Genomic DNA, 16,484 nt, shown 5'->3' with positions numbered 1-16,484 from the left:
TTCATCTTAAATTTTATAGTTAGTTTGTTAAAGTTGACTCTAAAGGGTCGTTTTTAATTTCTAATATGTATTCTTTAATACGTTCTCGTCCACCATATTTTGCATACCAATCTGTTATACGCTTAACATGAGCAGCATCACTAGTTACCTTAGATTCAATCTGTAAATAATCTTCATAACTATCGTACTCCCAAATAGCGAAAACCTCTACAGTACCATCATTATTATCCTTCATCCAACGACCTACTAGACGTGAACCGTATTTTAATTGGTTTGGTAAATTTATATTATTGAAAAGATTATTGAAATCTTCGACTATCTCCCTTTTAACAAGATAAGACTTTCTTCTGTAAAACATAAAACCTCCCCTTTAACAGACTTTTAAATATAATTTTCTGTACTATCTTTTCACTCAAGCGATCGGGATGACACATTATACGTCCAACTAAACATTTCATAATTCACATTACCGTAATGTATTACTGTTATTCATGCTTTGTTTAGTAACTTTGTTAGCTGTGCAAATGTACCTTCAAATTCTGTTGAACATTGTTTCATTAATTTTATTGCTATATGAGGTAAAGGAACATCTAACTCCTCGAAGTTCCCTTTCTTACAAGTTTTATATTTCTATTGTTCCTAAGATTGTTTTAATACGTTCTTGCTCTTCTCTTTTATCTAAATATTCAAAAAATCCAAGTCGATTTCCCCACGGGTCAGTGAATGTTCCCCATTTAACTGGAACTTCTGGTCTTGAATGTATTTCAAAGCTATCAATTTTAAGCTCTTCTACAAGTCTATCTCTTTCAGCTTCAATATTAGTAACCCCTAAACGTAATGGTCCGTTACCCTCAGTAAGAGTTCCTTCTGCCACCTGCAACCAACAACCAGGAATTAGCTCCCATTCTGCAAATCCCTCGTGTGGAGTAATATCAGGCTTCTTATTTAGCAATGTTTCATACCACTTTTGCCCTTCATTAATGCTAGAAACTCGAACCTGAGTAGTTATTTCTAGAATCATTTGTAAACCTCCTACATATGTATAATCGAAAATAATTATACATTAATTTAATAATTAATATTGTAAAATTTTCAAGTAGCCCTCAACATCTGAAGTGTTGTATCATTTGAATGTTAGTAGGCAGAAATAATTGTTAAATAATAAGACACAATGTGGTGATTAATTGAAAAGTTATATATGTTTATTAATCTGTATGGTAATAAGCTTGACATTATTATCAGGATGCGGAATTACTAATTCTGACTGGGAACCTACGTTATATGAAACTGTCAACAACGTCGATGGTGTAACTATGGTTTCATTAGAAGAAACCGTCTCCTCTACTGGGTTGACTGTAGCATTAGAGAATACCTCCGACAAGGAATACATCTATGGTGAATATTTTTCGTTGGAAAAGAATATTAACGGAAGATGGTATCAAGTCCCTGTTTCCATTGATGGTAACTATGGATTCAATGATATTGGCTACATATTGGCTTCTTCCGATGTTAAGGAATGGACTGTTGATTGGAGTTGGCTGTACGGTAATTTGAATACTGGTGAATACCGTATAGTGAAAGGCATACTGGATGGTAGAACAGCAGGAGAATATGATAAGTACCATTTGACAGCAGAGTTTACAGTTGATTAACCATCATAATTAGAAAATATATTAGATTGTGAAAGCTAGTCATAGAGCAAAGGTGAGCTTTATGAAATAACAACCAAAGAAAAAGCCTATCATCATGATAAGCTTTTTCTTTTGGCATCTATTTACTTTACAGCTTCCTTTAATTCTTTTCCTGGTTTAAATGCCGGTGCTTTACTTGCAGCGATTTCAATTTCTTCACCAGTTTGTGGATTACGTCCTTTACGCGCTGCTCTTTCACGAACTTCAAACGTTCCGAAACCGAGTAGAGAAACTTTATTCCCATCCTTTAATGAGTCACTAATAGCACTGAATACAGACTCTAGTGCTTTACCAGCGTCCTTTTTACTAAGCTCAGCTTTTTCAGCTATTGAATTAATGAATTCTGTTTTATTCATTTCACTACCACCTTTCTATGTAACAATCTATATTTTACCAAATTCAATGGATAAAGGTAAATAGCTGCACCTAATCTTTTTATACATTTAGTTAATTGGATAACAATTTAATATACTCTATGTCATCCAAGAGGTTTATTATAAATAATTCACTTAAATAACAAGTCATACAATAAAAGCTCATCTAATTACAAAACTCTTGTATTACTTCATTCTTAATTTTTTCTAAAGGATAAAGATTAGGGTATGTTGAATACATGAGCATGATTCCTTGAAGGGTAGATGAAAAATGTAAAGATTTCATCTTGGCATTTGATACGCCAAGCTTTTCGAAGATCTCAGTTTGCACCTCAAATTGCTTCTCATACTCCTTTTGTAAATTCATAGTATATTTTGAAAGTACTTTATCTTGTTTAGCTTGAGTAAGTAAATTAATATAAAATCGAAAAATCAGCGGCTGTTTATGAACATTTTCCAAAGAGCCTTCAATGATAAATAGTAATTGTTCCACAGGCGTCTCTTGTGATACAGCAGTCTCCATAACCTTGATAAGTTCTTCAATTCGTATTTCGACCATTGCATCTATTAGGTTCTCTTTCCCCTTATAATAATGATAAAGAAGACCTTTAGAAATATCAGCTTGCTTTGCTATTTCATCTATAGAAGTAGAATGAAAGCCTTTTGATATAAACAGCTCCATTGCTGTCTGCAAAATTTTTTCACTTGTAAGGCGACGGATTTTTTCATTTGTTTCTCTTGTACGTGGCATCCTTACTTATTCCTTTCTGTAAAAACAACATAATTTCAGAAGCTACTTCTTTTGGGTGAGTTAAGGTTAACATATGATCAGCACCTTTAATCATTAAAAAATAACATGATTTCACTTTTTTGAAGTGATCAGCGATTCGAGATAGGTCACTCCATTCTTTATCTCCTTGGATAAAGAGCAATGGTACCTTAATCTCATGTAATCTATCAATAGCATGTGGATCAGGCCAAATAATTTCAAAGTTCTCCCATTCTGAAAATACTCTCATCATATAGTGGACAGTCATTTCATAGAGAAAATCCTTTTGCTGACTTGACATCGTTATACTGTAATTAGGACCACTTAGGGACAAATTAACAAGCTTTTTGATATTTGGGGCAGCTGCGTTTACCTGCTCTATCCATTCAGTAAATTCACGTGAATATTGAAATCCTGTTAATGAAGGAGCAATTAACACTAGTTGTTTCACTCTTGATGGAAATGTAAGCGTAAAATCAGTTGCAATTTGTCCTCCCATTGAATGACCAACAAGAGTAGCTATATTTATGCCTAAGTGATCAAGTAATTTCCTTAAATCATCTACAAAATTAGATGGTGAAATTGGTGCGGGTGAATTCCCTGCACCCCGCACGTCGAAAATAACGACCTGCTTAGTCTGAGATAAATATGGAACAATATACGTCCATTCTCGCATGTCTACACCAGGGCTATGAATCATCACAATGGGATCTCCGACACCATGAACTTCATAATTCAAATCCATCTGTCACCCTCCTTTTAAATGAAGCTCAATCAATATAATTAATACGGGGCTTTTAATTCTAATGACACTGTTGTTATTAACAATATATCTTTGACTGAACATACAGTTAATAAAAAAGATAAGTTATTTTTCGACAAACTAACACTTTTTACGTGCTCAGTTTGCACAGCATGCAGTGTACGAAATGAATACCTTTTACAAACAATGTCTACTACATATTAATTATTCACATATTATTCAATTTACTACCATTTTTATCAAGGAATCTCATTTTATAATTACTATATAGACTTTTTTTCATTCATAGTTGTTTTTTCCTAAAAAGAATAAACACATACTCAATAGTGCTCTTTACACCTTATCTTCTAAAAAAATCAATTTCTAATCATAGCATCATCTTTTAAGACAGGAGTTTATATATTTCCACGAAAGAGAGGTGAGTACTTTGGACCAAGTAGACTACAGTATCCCACAGTTTTTCTCGGATTACTTGTACAGCTATAATAAAACTACACGTGATTTCGATCTAAAGACAGTCGATTCTAGTGAACTGTATAGTACAAAATTCATTAATAAATATACTAAATTTTCATGCCACGATGAATTTTTTAATAGCTCTCCTTTTGCTAAAAAACCAAGTGTTAACATCAATAATTTAACTGAAGCATTTATAAAAAAGCTTGATAAATTCACACAAGAAAACACGTGCTTTAACTCATTTGAAGATATGCACGATACAGCCGTAAGATATTGGGAGGAACGAATTTATTCGGGTGACTAATTTAAGGTCACCTTTTTATTATTGCGCTTCTTCTGGGGCGAGATAAGTAACTCTTCGATAAATGGTAATTGAAATCCTACTCTTAAAGGTTGAATATCTAGACCACTTGCCATTCTAACTGGATGGATAACTATAAGTAAGCTTAACAACACTAAGAATGTAAATATGATTCTCTTTCTCAAAAAATTATCCTCCACAAAAATTATGTTGTTCTATCTAAGATAGCATGAACTTAGTATTGTTATTTCGCATTTTTTGATGGTACCCCTAACTTTAACCGTACTATGCTATTAGTTAAGAAAACTGGTTAATATATCTATCGATACTCGAGAGATTTTACTACACAAAAAGATTATTGAGGTCACTAATGACTGAAATAAAGTCCTTTTTTGTTGCTGTTTTAAATAGAAAAGGTTCCATGAATCGTATATTCTCAGTAAGCTCTGCACATAGGGCATCTATGGTATAATTGGAATACAATAGCGAATTTCTAAGGGTGGTCGGCTTTGCTTCATTCCCCATGAGAGGGGGTGAGGCGTATGACAGTATTTGAATCATTGATGTTTGCTTTAGCATTTGCTGGGCTAATCATTTCGATGCTGTCCTTCAACAAAAACGACAAAAAAATAGACCGCCCTTACTCCTGATATAGTCGGGGCGGTCTATTTGCTTTATGCAAGCCGATCCACTGAGGGAATCGCCTATTGTGTGACCGTGAGTGCTAACGACACTTGCGGTCTTTCTTATTGTATGCGGTTACTGCTTGTCTATGATTAGAATATCATATATGTTGGAAAATGTACAATTACACTAATACGTATCATGTTGTTTATTGAAAGCAAAAAAATAGTAAAAAAAATAATTTATTTCTCAAATTAAATATAGAAAAAGTTAGGACATATTCTATACAAAATGCATTAGGAGTTAAAAACATTGAAAGGCGACAAAAAAAACATAATTAGTAGCTTAATTATTGTACTTATATTCGTTATTCTTCAAACATATGACCTTTAATTACGTAAATTCATATTATTTCTTCCATTTTATGTAATTTATTATATATACAATTCAATGATTATTCCTTCTGAAACATGTCAATGAAAATCCAAAGTTTCATCCTTTAGGTTAGTTAATTGATCCGAAATAAACGAATTATGTGTTAAGCAAATAGCCTAAATTATAATTTCATACAAATAAATAATCTAGGAAGTCGAAAATGGCTTTGACTCCCTGTTATAGTATGAAGAGCATAACTCTATACTTGCAATGTAACAATTGAAAGCATCTCTAAATACAATTTACACTACGTTTCAAAATTTCACAGATGACTAGAAATAATATGATCCATTAATAAGTGTATTTTTTCATTAACAGTTAAACTATTCCATACTTTTGGACAAATTTTCATGTTGTCAGCCCCCTTTTATCATGATTTTTACTTTTTGACCAAGCAAATGTACCATTAGTGAGCCTCTTAGTTGTTTTTCAATCAATATATATCCGCATTTTCAAAAATTATGCAAAATAAACCGAACTTTTTTAAGTTTACGCATCTTAAGATTATGGACAATCTATTATTAACGTTAATTGCTTATACATATTAGTGAATTACAAAGTAGACTAACAAAGGAGCTAGAAGTATGAAGATTTTATTGATAACCATTGCTGTTGTAGGAATACTTTATTATGCTGGTTTATTAAATGATAAAGGTGAAAAGCTATTTGAGGATTCACGAGATAAAGTGTTTGAAGTTGCAAAAAATGTTAAAATTGACGATCAACGCATCATTGATATGTCTTTAATGGATATTTACCATTCACTAAGTACAAAATTTAAAGATGGCAACATAGAAAGACATAGTGATGGCTCCGTACAAATACAGCTCAATGGAAACGAAGTCATTTATAACAGCACTACAGGAATAGTTGAAATCTTACAAACGGGAGATGAAGAATCTTTACAAGAAATTCTCAATATTTTCAGTAACAATTGAGTTTACAAATAGAGAAAAAAAAGCCTATCATGTTAGATAGGCTTTTTCTATGCCTGAAAATTCCTTTAGTTTTTGACAGCGTCTTTTAATTCTTTTCCTGGTTTGAATGCTGGCACTTTACTTGCGGCAATTTCAATTTCTTCACCAGTTTGAGGGTTACGCCCCTTACGCGCTGCTCTTTCACGTACTTCAAATGTTCCAAAGCCGAGAAGAGAAACTTTGTCACCATCTTTTAGTGTTTCACTAATTGAGTTTGTTACTGCTTCTAATACTTTACTTGCGTCCTTTTTGCTAAGTTCTGCTTTTTCAGCAACTGCGTTAATAAATTCTGTTTTATTCATTTTATTACCACCTTTCTATGTAACGACCTATATCTTATCAGATTTCCTATCAAAAGGTAAATACTATCCTGCAATAAAAAGCAAATAAAGGCTTTTTTCTGTTACTAATGTTACGAAAATAGAACCACAAGAAGTGATTTTATATGGTTTTCATTCGTTTATAGCAAAAAGATGCCACATGTACGTATTAAATTCTAAGTACAAGAAGCACAAAACCATATGAGAGCATCTAAAAAATCAATATTTAAATATACCTCTCCAAAAAACATCCCAAGTATCATTGAGTCTTTTTTCATACTCTTCATAAGAAAGATTTGCTAAATAAAAGAGCATCCCATCTAAAATACAAAGATAAGAGTTTACAATCGTCTCTTCATCAATAAATTTACTTTTGTCTGAATCATTTTTTAGTATAGTGTATAGTAGTTTCCTTATTTCCATTTCGGATTCATTATATCTTTGGTTTAGTAGGTCTTTAAACTTATCTGGCGGAACAATACCATACCTTTTTATAAAAAGACCTAAGCTGTTATTATTAAAATATTCATTTAGTTCATGTAACAAATAATACAGCCTATCTTTCGTAGATAATTTTGCTGTAACTACCTCTTGTTCTTTAATAAAATCGATATACTCTGACATAACATATTCAATTACACTTTTAAATAATTCTTCTTTACCAGAAAAATATGCATAAATGGAAGGCGCTTTAATGTGAATACTAGTCGCTATGTCCTTTAAAGATGTCTCTTCATAGCCCTTTGAGGAAAACAAAATTAAAGCTTGATTTAATATTTTATACTTTGTCTCTTCTCCCTTACTCAATTGATCACCCCGTGATTAAGATACTAGTTTTAGCCCTATAATACTTATGATGATACCACTAACCAGTGCAAGCTTTCTGTAATCTTTAGGATCATTAAACGCAAACATCCCAATTAAAACACTTCCAGCTGCACCTATTCCTGTCCAAATACCATAGCCAATACTAATAGGAATTTCTTTCAGAGACATTGAAAGGAATATAAAACTTAAACCCATGAATAAGACAAAGAACAATGAAGGTTTTAGCTTGGAAAACCCTTCAGACAATTTTAGAAAAGTCACTCCTCCTATTTCCATGAATCCCGCGAGTACTAATAGAATCCAGCTCATATTATGCACTTTCTCCTTTTGTTTGTTCCGGTATTAATTTTAAACCTATGATACAGCTAATTAAGGTTAGTAATAAAATGATTTTTAATACACTAACTGCGTCGTGTAAAAACAGTATCCCAACGATGGATGTACCAAACGCTCCAATTCCTGTAAACACAGCATATGCTGTTGATACAGGCAAATATTTAAGTGACTTTGAGAAAGCCCAAAAGCTAAAAATCATAAGTAAAACCGTCGGTATAACGAAAGGGATATTTGTAAATCCTTCCGAAAACTTCAAACCAAACGCCCAACCTACCTCTGATATACCACCGAGAATAAGATATAACCATGCCATGAAGTATATCCTCCTTATTAACATCTTTAAGCACCTCTAGGATAGTTAGTGTTTCCCATATAACAATACTTATATCAACTCCAAAACGTAAGTCTATATAAACTGAGAAAAATAATCTAACTAACGTTAGTTAGATTTTATAACAAAACTAGTTAATATGCAACTATTTCGTTGATTTATTAATATGCTAAAAGTGTGTATCCTCTCTTATTTAAAGTAAAAAATTTCAACAGATTTATCTTATGAAGACCTAAAATAAAGCAAATCCTTTTTCAACTTTGTTAACTCCGCAGAACAAGCGCCGTATGTTAAACCTTTTCCAGTCTGTTTGTATGTTTCATTCCATGCAGCTAAAAAATGATTGAACACAAAACGACTACAACCAATGGTTTTAGCAATTAATATTTCTTGTTTTTTAGTGGGATAGATACGAAATTTAAAGGCTTTGTTGACTAGCATTTGATTCACCTCACTTATCTATTAATTAGGTTAATTATACCATATTAGAAGTGAGTTTTGGCTTACGCCAACCGCCATTCATCACCCACTTAACCTTCACTTGCTTCGCATTGTTTTGGTTTGAAGTGGAGGTCTTCTGTCTGGGGTTGATAAATTTTGCATTATTTATATTGCTCGTTTCATTGTTACATCCTAATAGCAACACAATAAGAATTATAGTAAATACAAACTTACGCATATTTAACAACTCCTATAATTACTCTTGGTTTAATAGTTTTTTATACAATGTACTTTCTTCATGTTTCGCGGGCAACACAACTGCAAATCTTTGTACCTTCAACCTTCTTAAGCTAGTTTAAGCATCAATTCTCACCATTTTACGCTAATTGTTGAAGTTTTAATATTTCTATTAACAACTATTTCAATGAGTAATTTAAAACTATACGAAGTTAATCATATGCTATGTACCAGATAGCCTTATTGAGGCTATCTTTCGTCAATCGTTCACAAAGTAAACGTTGCAGTAACAGGAAAATGGTCAGAAAATCCCTCAGAGTTATCTACTGTAGCTTCTGTAACTGTTGTGCCTGAAAGAGTAAGAACCCAATCAATCGCCGCTCCACGTTCTGTTGTTGATGGTTTTGGAACACTTTGATTTGCTACATCCCATGTATCTACTAGATTCATTGGATTTGGTGTACCATCTAACGGTATTTGATCTATTAAATATTCCATAATAGCATTATTTCTTGTTGCATTAAAATCTCCTACAACAATAGCATGACGATTGTTATTTCCTACTTGATGTTGATTAATCAGAGAAACTAATTCAATTGCATGATCCTCTTTACTCGAAGTAGGGCTTACACAATAATGATTATTATAAAAATAAAACTCTTCATTCGAATCAACTTCTCTTAACAATAACCAAGTTATATATCGCGTGTTGCCACATTGCGCAGCTTCAACAAAACCAGAGTCTAAAATAATAAATCGATTACTCCTTATTAATATCGGATTACCATAATTAACTGGTATATTAAATCGAATTAAATCATACATGCCAGATAACCCTGCTTCTAAATCTCTTCTTTGTGTTGACATAGCTTCTTGAAGCCCTACTATATCAGGATTAATGTCTATTATTTTATTAATAATACCATCCCTACGATTTCTCCAAGTTCTTCTATCAGCTAGTATATTGAAGCTCATTGTTAACATATTTTCCCCCCTCTCTTACATAGATACAATATTATATGCAATAAGAGAGAAAATGCTTGTACAGGTAACATGTATTTGATCTTTTTTAAAAGCTGACTTAGCCTTAATTTTTTGGAATTAGCTGTTCTCGAATTAATTGGTGATTTTCATAATAATAGCTAAACACGTATGAATCTATTCATATTAACTATTATTTTTATGATCTAATTCAATATAATTCACTATTTCTCAGCTTTTCTATAAAATTATCATCACCATTATTTTTATTTTTGGTAATCCAGTAGATATATTTTACTTTCTTATTCATACCATTCATGATTCTTTACTCCCAACTCTGCTTTTTCTTTATGCGTACAATGATGACAAGAATACGTGTATCACTCTTTAAAAGCCCAATTTTAAATATTACTGTTTTATTAGGCATTTGCCGTTGAGCAAAGATAAATGCCTCATATAGTGTTCTTGAAAGTTATAAATTAGAGGAGTGTTTAAATGTACAATTTTGACCCTCACAGACTTTATTATAGAGATCATCATAACCCACATCATGGTTTCAATAACAATTTAAAGCACATGGTATTAGGTACCGTTGAGCCAATCGTTCAATATGGTTTAAAAGAGGCACAGCATACTTCATACATGCACGCAATGCGCGAAGTCGCAGCCATTGCCTACCTTATGGGAAAAGGCTACGATCAAAAGACTGCATGGCAAACTGTTGAATCTTGGGAAACAAATGAATCATTTTATCCTAGATACCCATGCAAGCACTGTTAAATCAGTGCTTTTTCCCCCTCATATATTAACATCGCACCTCCTCTACGAACCTAGTAATGCTAGAAGTGCATTTAAGATAAAAACTTTCGCAATTCCTTTGTTGATTATCTCTTATCCGTAAGCTTTGTAAAATATTCGATATTTATATAGCTATTAATACATTAAACAATTTTACGAATACTAATATACTTGTTTCTTCAAATTACAGAAAACAATAGCTAACCACATACTAGTTTTATTTGCAATAGCATATAGTGATCGTTTCTTCAACTAAATAGCGAATGTGAAAATTATCAATTTAAATGCTAGTACATTTTTTTATACGAACATATGACAATATTCACAATACAAAAAAATGTAACCGTTTCCAAAATTACATACCTACCTAGTTGAAATTAGTATTATTAAAATAAATAATGTGAAAAACTAATTTAGGAGGTTTCAAATGAAAAAATTACTAACTTTTTTATTATGCTTACTAATTAGTATCCCTACTCTAAGTTCTGCAAGCAGAGCAGAAAGTCAAATTAATGTACAAGCAGCAATCAGCTCTGAATGGAATCTTGTGTGGAGCGACGAATTTAATGGAAATGAGATTGACAGGACGAAATGGACTTATGATTTCGGAAACTATCTTGTTGATGAAAATGGTAATGTCAATACTGACGCACCTGGTTGGGGAAATAATGAAGAGCAATATTATACAGATGCTCCCGGGAATTCATATATTAATAATGGCAATCTAGTTATTGAAGCAAAGCAAGAGCAAATATCTGATGAATATGGTACATATGACTATACATCCGCCAAGCTTAAAACAAAGGGATTATTTGGACAAAAATATGGGAAATTTGAAGCGAGAATAAAATCCCCAAAAGGAAATGGATTGTGGCCAGCGTTTTGGCTTCTTCCAACTGATAATGTCTATGGACCATGGCCTGCTTCTGGTGAAATTGATATAATGGAAGCTTCGGGAGGTAAACCAAATGAAGCTTCAGGTACGATACATTATGGTGGTTTATGGCCAATAAGAGAATACACAGGTAAAGCATATCATTTCCCTGAAGGTGGAGCTATTACAGACTTCCATACTTATTCAGTCGAATGGGAACCTGGAGAAATTCGTTGGTATGTTGACGGGAATTTATATCAAACGTTAAACAACTGGTTTAGCCTAAATGCGGCTGAGGAACTGAATCCATTTCCAGCACCGTTTGACCAAGAATTCTATATCATTCTAAATCTAGCAGTAGGAGGCCAATTTACAGAAAACCCAGATGATCCAACTGCGTTTCCAGGTAAAATGGAGATTGACTATGTGCGCGTATATGAAGCCACGGGCGATAATAGTTGCAGTCCGACTGTAGATGGGAACTTTGACTTTTCTTGTGGTTTAAGCGAATGGTCACCATATGTGCATCATGATACAGTAGCTCAAATATTAGCGGAAAATGAAGAAGCTAAAGTTGTTATTTCTGAGCAAGGTAACGAAGAATGGAGCGTAATATTAGAGAAAAAAGGGTTAAATTTACAACAAGACCAGGATTATCATGTGTCCTTCGATGCAAGATCAACAAGTGATAGGGATATGGTCGTTTCTATAGAGAACTCACAATATAATAGATACTTGAGTGAAACAATTAATTTATCTAGCAATATGAAAAATTACAGCTTTCAAATGACAATGCCACAATCTGATGAAGTCAGTCTAAAATTATTAATGGGGAAATATGGTGCAGGTGCACATAATATTTTCATAGATAATGTAGTTATTGAACCAATCGGAGAAAGCCTTATAAAAAATGGTGACTTTGCTACAAATGATCATTTTTGGACAGCATGGTGGGGAGATCAATGGACGGGTGTTGCAGAAGGAACTAAATCAGTTGCAAATGGTGAATTAGCAATTGAAATGCAAACAGTTGGTAATGTAGCTTATTCTCCACAAGTGTACCAAAATGGTATTGAATTTAAAAACGGTGAATTGTATACGGTTACATTTGATGCTAGAAGTAATACACCAAGAAAGATGAATGTTAATATCGGTAAAGAACTTACAACAGATCCATGGTTTATACCGTATGCCAATACAGAAATTATTGATTTAACAACCGACATGCAGACATTTACCTACTCCTTCCAGATGACAGAACAAACATATACTAACGGAAAGGTAGTATTTGAGCTAGGAAATATCGAGGGAGGAAATGCTCCTACAACAGTTTATATCGATAACGTATCTATCGTACAACAATAAGAACGGTTATGAAATGATTAATAATGTAGAGAAAGGATAACTCGACAGTTATCCTTTCTTTAACTTAATTTGGCGTTTTCGCATAAAGTTGCTGTTTATTAACTACTAGGAATCACGAATACAATTATTGTTCGTGGTTCTTTTCTTCGCTATAAACTTTACGGTTCAAATTTTTTTATTAACGGTTTACAAAAGTAGCTTTCAACTTATCTAATAAGATTTAGAATATTATATTGAACATAAATAGACAATAACTTCTCCCTTTGCATATTAAATTATTTCTTACGAGATTTTTTCCTTTTCTATCATTCGAACATTAAGTTAGCTCAAAACAAAAGAGCATTCATCGATCTAGTATTTACAAAAGCGCCTTCTACACCCCCTTGGGTTTCAGCAACAGAAGCCATAAGCACAAGATCTCCTGCTAGGCAAGGTATCGAAATTGTAAAGTTTGGGTTTGTGTTATGCTCTACTTCAAACTGTGCTGGCTGCTGTACTCCACTTACCGTGTCTAATAATAAAGGTGAAGCCATTGTTAAATTAGCCTCTGCTGATTCAACCATTACTTGATAAGCTAGTTCATATTTATATGGAAAACTAGTAAGTTCAACATCATTCTCAAAGCCCGCTACAACAAAATTCGACTGAAGAAACCCATCAAGTTTCACCTGTCTTCCATATAAATGTTTTGGTATTCTTAACCTTAGCAGCTCTACTCTAGCTCCATCTAATGGTAGTATAGTAGGCTTATCTTCTTGTGTAGAAAGAAATCCGATAGTTTGGTTTTTAGTCAATTATTCTCCCCCCTATCTATTCTAGAATGTCATAAGTTCTGTGAGAATTTGAGTCCTAATCATTAGACTTCAGAATATATTATTCAACTTAAAGCAGCAGTGCTTGGATAAATTTCTTATGCAATACTGAAATGCTATAAAAAACCCTGGAATCTTCATACTATTCCAGAGCATTACAAAACGAATATTAGATAATATACCGTACAATACTACTTATTATTAATTTTACAAAAAGCCTTGTAGTTTCAATGGAGAGAGTTATTAAACCTTCTAATAAAAAGATTTGGTTTTTGTGTAACAATAATTTATACCAGTAGTTAGGAATAATACCTCAATCTCCTTAAATCCCACATTCCCATTATGAGCCACTAAAGGATATTTATGGACCTGTAATCAAGAATTTGATCTACATAACGATAACCAATTAAGAATTATACAAATTATGTATTTATTGTAATTCTTCTTTCCTTTCAATGACGTCGGACAACTAAAAGTTGAAAAAGAAATAAAACGCTACACATAGTAACGTTTTATCTACACAATTAATGCTATATAAGTGCATTAGGGGGAAATTGATTTCTATAATTATTGTATCAAATTTCGTAAAAGTATGATTTTGACCTGAGGAGGGATTTGTTGATGTTTGACTATACATCCTTTGAAAATGCTACGAATTTTAACATTTTATATAAATATATTTATTTTAATAAAAACGTTTACCTTTGTATTAAACACCTTATCTAGAGTAGCGCACGACTGGATAACGATCGATCGGAACATTCATTATATTCGTTAATTACCGCTTTCCAAGTAGGCAATATAATATTTACTACATCTTCTTTGTTCTATTGATATACTTAAGCTCAATCACACAAAAACACATAAATATCCCATAGAATCCACACACAATTTTAGTTTAATATTAATACAGTGTTAATGAACTTTTTCATAACCCACCTCTTTTCCTTTAGGCACACTTACTCTCAAGTGTGTCTTTTTTCTATTCAGTTTTTATTGCTGAATTGAACAATCTTGAAGGAATAGTGAAGACAGATTATGATTTAATTCTCATAGTGCAGGAGTTTTTTCAAAGCTAGGTGATTATTTAATGTTGTCTTATTAACAGGTTGTCCCTTAATCTTTTTAACCTACAAAATACTGATGGCCTATCCCACTATATAGTTTTATTGTTTACACTTATTCTGATAATAACAAGCAAAAGGAATAAATCAGTTTTTCTTATCTTAATTAATGATATAGTAATCCTTAAAAATTTCTCGCTCTCAAATGATATTTACCTCCTATATTACCATTAGGAGTATACACCTTTATTTTATACTCACCTGACCCATATTGATTCAAATCTACTGAATATAATCTTTCCTGCGAGCCAGCAGTTATTGATTCTCCAATCAAACTCCCATCGGGAGCATATACTTTGTACTTATAATTGTAACTATTATGTAAATTGTTTAGCCAAAAATTACATTCTGAGCCTTCATTTATGTCTAAATTCACGTAATATTCTACAGAGTCATTATGAAGTATTTCTTCAACACTTAGTGCTGCAGCAGCTATTTTTTCGACAGGTGCTGAAGCATTTCCCGCTTCATTAATATCGTTTTCTAACACATAAGGAGTTAACAGAATACCTATAATACACATTGCAGTAACAACACCAATTATTGGGAGTAACCGTATTTTGAATGTTTTTCTCTTATTTTTTTTATTAATGTTATACTCTAACTTTTGTCTTAACTCAAATTGTTTTTCTGGATTCCAGTGTATGCTTTCATCCAAATTTTTTGCATGTTTAAATGAATTTTCTTTAGGAAGATTGCTCATATACATATCCACCTGCTTCTAGTTTCTTTTGAAGTTCTTTTAGGGCCCTAGATAATGTAGTTGTCACTTTACTTTCTTTCCATCCTAAAATTTCACTAGTTTCTTTAATTGATAATTCTTCTACCTTTCTAAGAATAATAACTTCACGGTATGATGGTTTCAGCTTAATAAGAGCTTGGTACAATTCTTTAAAATCTTCATTAATAATGATTGTATTCTCTATTGAGGGTGCAACTTCCTTCCCATTTGAAGATAGCCTTATGCGCTCAACTACATTCAATTTCTTCCTTCTAATATAATTAATAGAAATATTATGAGCAATTTGAAATAACCAGGTTTCAACTTTTTCTTGTTTTTTTAACTGATAATATGAGTTATTCACTTTCATAAATGTATCATAGGTTAAGTCTTGTGCAATATAGTAGTCATTAGTAAGTACAAAAATAAATTTAAAAATCCGACCACAGTATAGATCATAAAGATGAAGAATATCTTTAGCGACATTATCTCTCTTCATACTCCTCCTCCTATATTTATTTTACAAAATATTAACACAAATAGTTCAAATATTTATTTGCCGTCTAACAGTATTAGAAGACTGTAATGTAGATAAACCTTTAAAATGCTAATGATATCAATCAAAACCATTAATATTTTGATATTCGCATAAAGTCTCCACTTTTTATATAATTTGTGAAAAAGTTATCCAACACATATATATCTTTTTGACTGAGAATTTTTTTTTAAAAAAAAGAGTGTTTTAAATGAAGTTTTTTGGGGAGATTTACAGCTAGGTAAAATGAAAAACACCATTATTATAATGTTTCGTAATAAATACCTGTATAGTTACAGTGTGAACCTCTCCAACTAATTGTTACACAATTTGATGGAGCATCCCTTGTCTTAAATAGAGTACAAAACAAGCTATTAAGCCACCTTCG

The 16,484-nt window shown here is 32.3% G+C and carries 21 protein-coding genes and 1 pseudogene; 6 read left to right on the top strand and 16 right to left on the bottom strand.

Going from position 1 to position 16,484, the window contains the following annotated elements:
- Positions 1-19 precede the first annotated feature (19 nt).
- Together SLH52_RS12830 and SLH52_RS12825 are read right to left on the bottom strand one after the other, a co-directional pair.
- Positions 20-358, bottom strand: coding sequence for an NIPSNAP family protein (locus SLH52_RS12830; RefSeq protein WP_320209674.1), 339 nt, complete (start codon positions 356-358; stop codon positions 20-22).
- A 264-nt stretch (positions 359-622) separates the two neighbouring features.
- A complete protein-coding gene (locus tag SLH52_RS12825) occupies positions 623-1,021 on the bottom strand; it encodes a VOC family protein (protein WP_320209673.1) in 399 nt (132 codons plus the stop codon).
- A gap of 163 nt (positions 1,022-1,184) precedes the next feature.
- Here SLH52_RS12825 and SLH52_RS12820 point away from each other — a divergent pair, with 163 nt between their 5' ends.
- A complete protein-coding gene (locus SLH52_RS12820; protein ID WP_320209672.1) occupies positions 1,185-1,652 on the top strand; it encodes an immunoglobulin-like domain-containing protein in 468 nt (155 codons plus the stop codon).
- A gap of 122 nt (positions 1,653-1,774) precedes the next feature.
- Here the strand turns inward: SLH52_RS12820 and SLH52_RS12815 are convergent, their stop codons facing one another.
- The 3 genes from SLH52_RS12815 to SLH52_RS12805 all read right to left on the bottom strand — a co-directional run bounded on the left by SLH52_RS12815 (position 1,775) and on the right by SLH52_RS12805 (position 3,579).
- Complete coding sequence (locus tag SLH52_RS12815) at positions 1,775-2,047, bottom strand: HU family DNA-binding protein (protein WP_214482222.1); 273 nt, start codon at positions 2,045-2,047, stop codon at positions 1,775-1,777.
- A gap of 184 nt (positions 2,048-2,231) precedes the next feature.
- Positions 2,232-2,816: a TetR/AcrR family transcriptional regulator gene (locus tag SLH52_RS12810; protein ID WP_320209671.1), complete on the bottom strand. Its 585-nt coding sequence runs from the start codon at positions 2,814-2,816 to the stop codon at positions 2,232-2,234.
- Positions 2,791-3,579: an alpha/beta hydrolase gene (locus SLH52_RS12805; protein ID WP_320209670.1), complete on the bottom strand. Its 789-nt coding sequence runs from the start codon at positions 3,577-3,579 to the stop codon at positions 2,791-2,793. The genes SLH52_RS12810 and SLH52_RS12805 overlap by 26 nt, the downstream gene beginning before the upstream one ends.
- A 445-nt stretch (positions 3,580-4,024) precedes the next feature.
- On the opposite strand from SLH52_RS12805, the gene SLH52_RS12800 reads away from it, so the two are divergent.
- Positions 4,025-4,360, top strand: coding sequence for a hypothetical protein (locus tag SLH52_RS12800; RefSeq protein ID WP_320209669.1), 336 nt, complete (start codon positions 4,025-4,027; stop codon positions 4,358-4,360).
- Here the strand turns inward: SLH52_RS12800 and SLH52_RS12795 are convergent.
- Positions 4,357-4,542: a hypothetical protein gene (locus tag SLH52_RS12795; protein ID WP_320209668.1), complete on the bottom strand. Its 186-nt coding sequence runs from the start codon at positions 4,540-4,542 to the stop codon at positions 4,357-4,359. The two genes, SLH52_RS12800 and SLH52_RS12795, sit on opposite strands and share 4 nt — an antisense overlap.
- A gap of 357 nt (positions 4,543-4,899) precedes the next feature.
- Between SLH52_RS12795 and SLH52_RS12790 the strand changes: the two genes are divergently transcribed.
- Both SLH52_RS12790 and SLH52_RS12785 read left to right on the top strand, forming a co-directional pair.
- Positions 4,900-5,007 (top strand): putative holin-like toxin, encoded by a 108-nt coding sequence (locus tag SLH52_RS12790; RefSeq protein ID WP_320209667.1) that lies wholly within the window; start codon positions 4,900-4,902, stop codon positions 5,005-5,007.
- Between the two features lie 993 nt (positions 5,008-6,000).
- Positions 6,001-6,354: a hypothetical protein gene (locus SLH52_RS12785; protein ID WP_320209666.1), complete on the top strand. Its 354-nt coding sequence runs from the start codon at positions 6,001-6,003 to the stop codon at positions 6,352-6,354.
- A 65-nt stretch (positions 6,355-6,419) separates the two neighbouring features.
- Here SLH52_RS12785 and SLH52_RS12780 read toward each other — a convergent pair whose 3' ends face one another.
- The 7 genes and pseudogenes from SLH52_RS12780 to SLH52_RS12750 all read right to left on the bottom strand — a co-directional run bounded on the left by SLH52_RS12780 (position 6,420) and on the right by SLH52_RS12750 (position 9,870).
- A complete protein-coding gene (locus SLH52_RS12780) occupies positions 6,420-6,695 on the bottom strand; it encodes an HU family DNA-binding protein (protein WP_320209665.1) in 276 nt (91 codons plus the stop codon).
- 237 nt (positions 6,696-6,932) lie between these two features.
- On the bottom strand, positions 6,933-7,520 hold the full coding sequence (locus tag SLH52_RS12775) for a TetR/AcrR family transcriptional regulator (RefSeq protein ID WP_320209664.1): 588 nt from the start codon (positions 7,518-7,520) through the stop codon (positions 6,933-6,935).
- Positions 7,521-7,535: 15 nt separating this feature from the next.
- Positions 7,536-7,850 carry a multidrug efflux SMR transporter gene (locus tag SLH52_RS12770; RefSeq protein ID WP_320209663.1) on the bottom strand — a complete coding sequence of 105 codons (315 nt, stop codon included), beginning with the start codon at positions 7,848-7,850 and terminating at the stop codon, positions 7,536-7,538.
- A 1-nt stretch (position 7,851) separates the two neighbouring features.
- Entirely contained in the window at positions 7,852-8,190 is a 339-nt protein-coding gene (locus SLH52_RS12765) for a multidrug efflux SMR transporter (RefSeq protein WP_320209662.1), read from the bottom strand.
- A 249-nt stretch (positions 8,191-8,439) separates the two neighbouring features.
- A pseudogene (locus SLH52_RS12760) lies at positions 8,440-8,649 on the bottom strand (helix-turn-helix domain-containing protein); the annotation flags it as partial.
- Between the two features lie 34 nt (positions 8,650-8,683).
- Positions 8,684-8,887, bottom strand: coding sequence for a hypothetical protein (locus SLH52_RS12755; protein WP_320209661.1), 204 nt, complete (start codon positions 8,885-8,887; stop codon positions 8,684-8,686).
- A gap of 266 nt (positions 8,888-9,153) precedes the next feature.
- Positions 9,154-9,870, bottom strand: a complete 717-nt coding sequence (locus SLH52_RS12750; protein ID WP_320209660.1) for an endonuclease/exonuclease/phosphatase family protein — start codon at positions 9,868-9,870, stop codon at positions 9,154-9,156.
- A gap of 492 nt (positions 9,871-10,362) precedes the next feature.
- On the opposite strand from SLH52_RS12750, the gene SLH52_RS12745 reads away from it, so the two are divergent.
- The gene (locus tag SLH52_RS12745; protein WP_413785523.1) at positions 10,363-10,647 is read left to right on the top strand and encodes a hypothetical protein; all 285 of its coding nucleotides are present in this window, start codon (positions 10,363-10,365) and stop codon (positions 10,645-10,647) included.
- 445 nt (positions 10,648-11,092) lie between these two features.
- Positions 11,093-12,904 carry a family 16 glycosylhydrolase gene (locus SLH52_RS12740; RefSeq protein ID WP_320209659.1) on the top strand — a complete coding sequence of 604 codons (1,812 nt, stop codon included), beginning with the start codon at positions 11,093-11,095 and terminating at the stop codon, positions 12,902-12,904.
- A 326-nt stretch (positions 12,905-13,230) separates the two neighbouring features.
- Here the strand turns inward: SLH52_RS12740 and SLH52_RS12735 are convergent, their stop codons facing one another.
- From SLH52_RS12735 to SLH52_RS12725, 3 genes are all read right to left on the bottom strand, one after another.
- Positions 13,231-13,698, bottom strand: coding sequence for a hypothetical protein (locus SLH52_RS12735; RefSeq protein ID WP_320209658.1), 468 nt, complete (start codon positions 13,696-13,698; stop codon positions 13,231-13,233).
- Positions 13,699-14,964: 1,266 nt separating this feature from the next.
- The gene (locus tag SLH52_RS12730; protein WP_320209657.1) at positions 14,965-15,543 is read right to left on the bottom strand and encodes a hypothetical protein; all 579 of its coding nucleotides are present in this window, start codon (positions 15,541-15,543) and stop codon (positions 14,965-14,967) included.
- Positions 15,527-16,060: an RNA polymerase sigma factor gene (locus SLH52_RS12725; RefSeq protein WP_320209656.1), complete on the bottom strand. Its 534-nt coding sequence runs from the start codon at positions 16,058-16,060 to the stop codon at positions 15,527-15,529. Before SLH52_RS12725 ends, SLH52_RS12730 begins: the two co-directional genes overlap by 17 nt.
- Between the last annotated feature and the right edge of the window lie 424 nt (positions 16,061-16,484).

It is taken from the genome of Cytobacillus sp. IB215665, assembly GCF_033963835.1.
Taxonomy (GTDB): domain Bacteria; phylum Bacillota; class Bacilli; order Bacillales; family SM2101; genus Nanhaiella.
This window is presented reverse-complemented; position numbering and strand designations above follow the sequence as displayed.

Bases quoted from the DNA above. Each gene is read 5' to 3' on its own strand.
- SLH52_RS12830 (WP_320209674.1), bottom strand. From the start codon at position 358: ATGTTTTACAGAAGAAAGTCTTATCTTGTTAAAAGGGAGATAGTCGAA.
- SLH52_RS12825 (WP_320209673.1), bottom strand. From the start codon at position 1,021: ATGATTCTAGAAATAACTACTCAGGTTCGAGTTTCTAGCATTAATGAA.
- SLH52_RS12815 (WP_214482222.1), bottom strand. From the start codon at position 2,047: ATGAATAAAACAGAATTCATTAATTCAATAGCTGAAAAAGCTGAGCTT.
- SLH52_RS12810 (WP_320209671.1), bottom strand. From the start codon at position 2,816: ATGCCACGTACAAGAGAAACAAATGAAAAAATCCGTCGCCTTACAAGT.
- SLH52_RS12805 (WP_320209670.1), bottom strand. From the start codon at position 3,579: ATGGATTTGAATTATGAAGTTCATGGTGTCGGAGATCCCATTGTGATG.
- SLH52_RS12790 (WP_320209667.1), top strand. From the start codon at position 4,900: ATGACAGTATTTGAATCATTGATGTTTGCTTTAGCATTTGCTGGGCTA.
- SLH52_RS12785 (WP_320209666.1), top strand. From the start codon at position 6,001: ATGAAGATTTTATTGATAACCATTGCTGTTGTAGGAATACTTTATTAT.
- SLH52_RS12780 (WP_320209665.1), bottom strand. From the start codon at position 6,695: ATGAATAAAACAGAATTTATTAACGCAGTTGCTGAAAAAGCAGAACTT.
- SLH52_RS12770 (WP_320209663.1), bottom strand. From the start codon at position 7,850: ATGAGCTGGATTCTATTAGTACTCGCGGGATTCATGGAAATAGGAGGA.
- SLH52_RS12765 (WP_320209662.1), bottom strand. From the start codon at position 8,190: ATGGCATGGTTATATCTTATTCTCGGTGGTATATCAGAGGTAGGTTGG.
- SLH52_RS12755 (WP_320209661.1), bottom strand. From the start codon at position 8,887: ATGCGTAAGTTTGTATTTACTATAATTCTTATTGTGTTGCTATTAGGA.
- SLH52_RS12750 (WP_320209660.1), bottom strand. From the start codon at position 9,870: ATGTTAACAATGAGCTTCAATATACTAGCTGATAGAAGAACTTGGAGA.
- SLH52_RS12745 (WP_413785523.1), top strand. From the start codon at position 10,363: ATGTACAATTTTGACCCTCACAGACTTTATTATAGAGATCATCATAAC.
- SLH52_RS12740 (WP_320209659.1), top strand. From the start codon at position 11,093: ATGAAAAAATTACTAACTTTTTTATTATGCTTACTAATTAGTATCCCT.
- SLH52_RS12730 (WP_320209657.1), bottom strand. From the start codon at position 15,543: ATGAGCAATCTTCCTAAAGAAAATTCATTTAAACATGCAAAAAATTTG.
- SLH52_RS12725 (WP_320209656.1), bottom strand. From the start codon at position 16,060: ATGAAGAGAGATAATGTCGCTAAAGATATTCTTCATCTTTATGATCTA.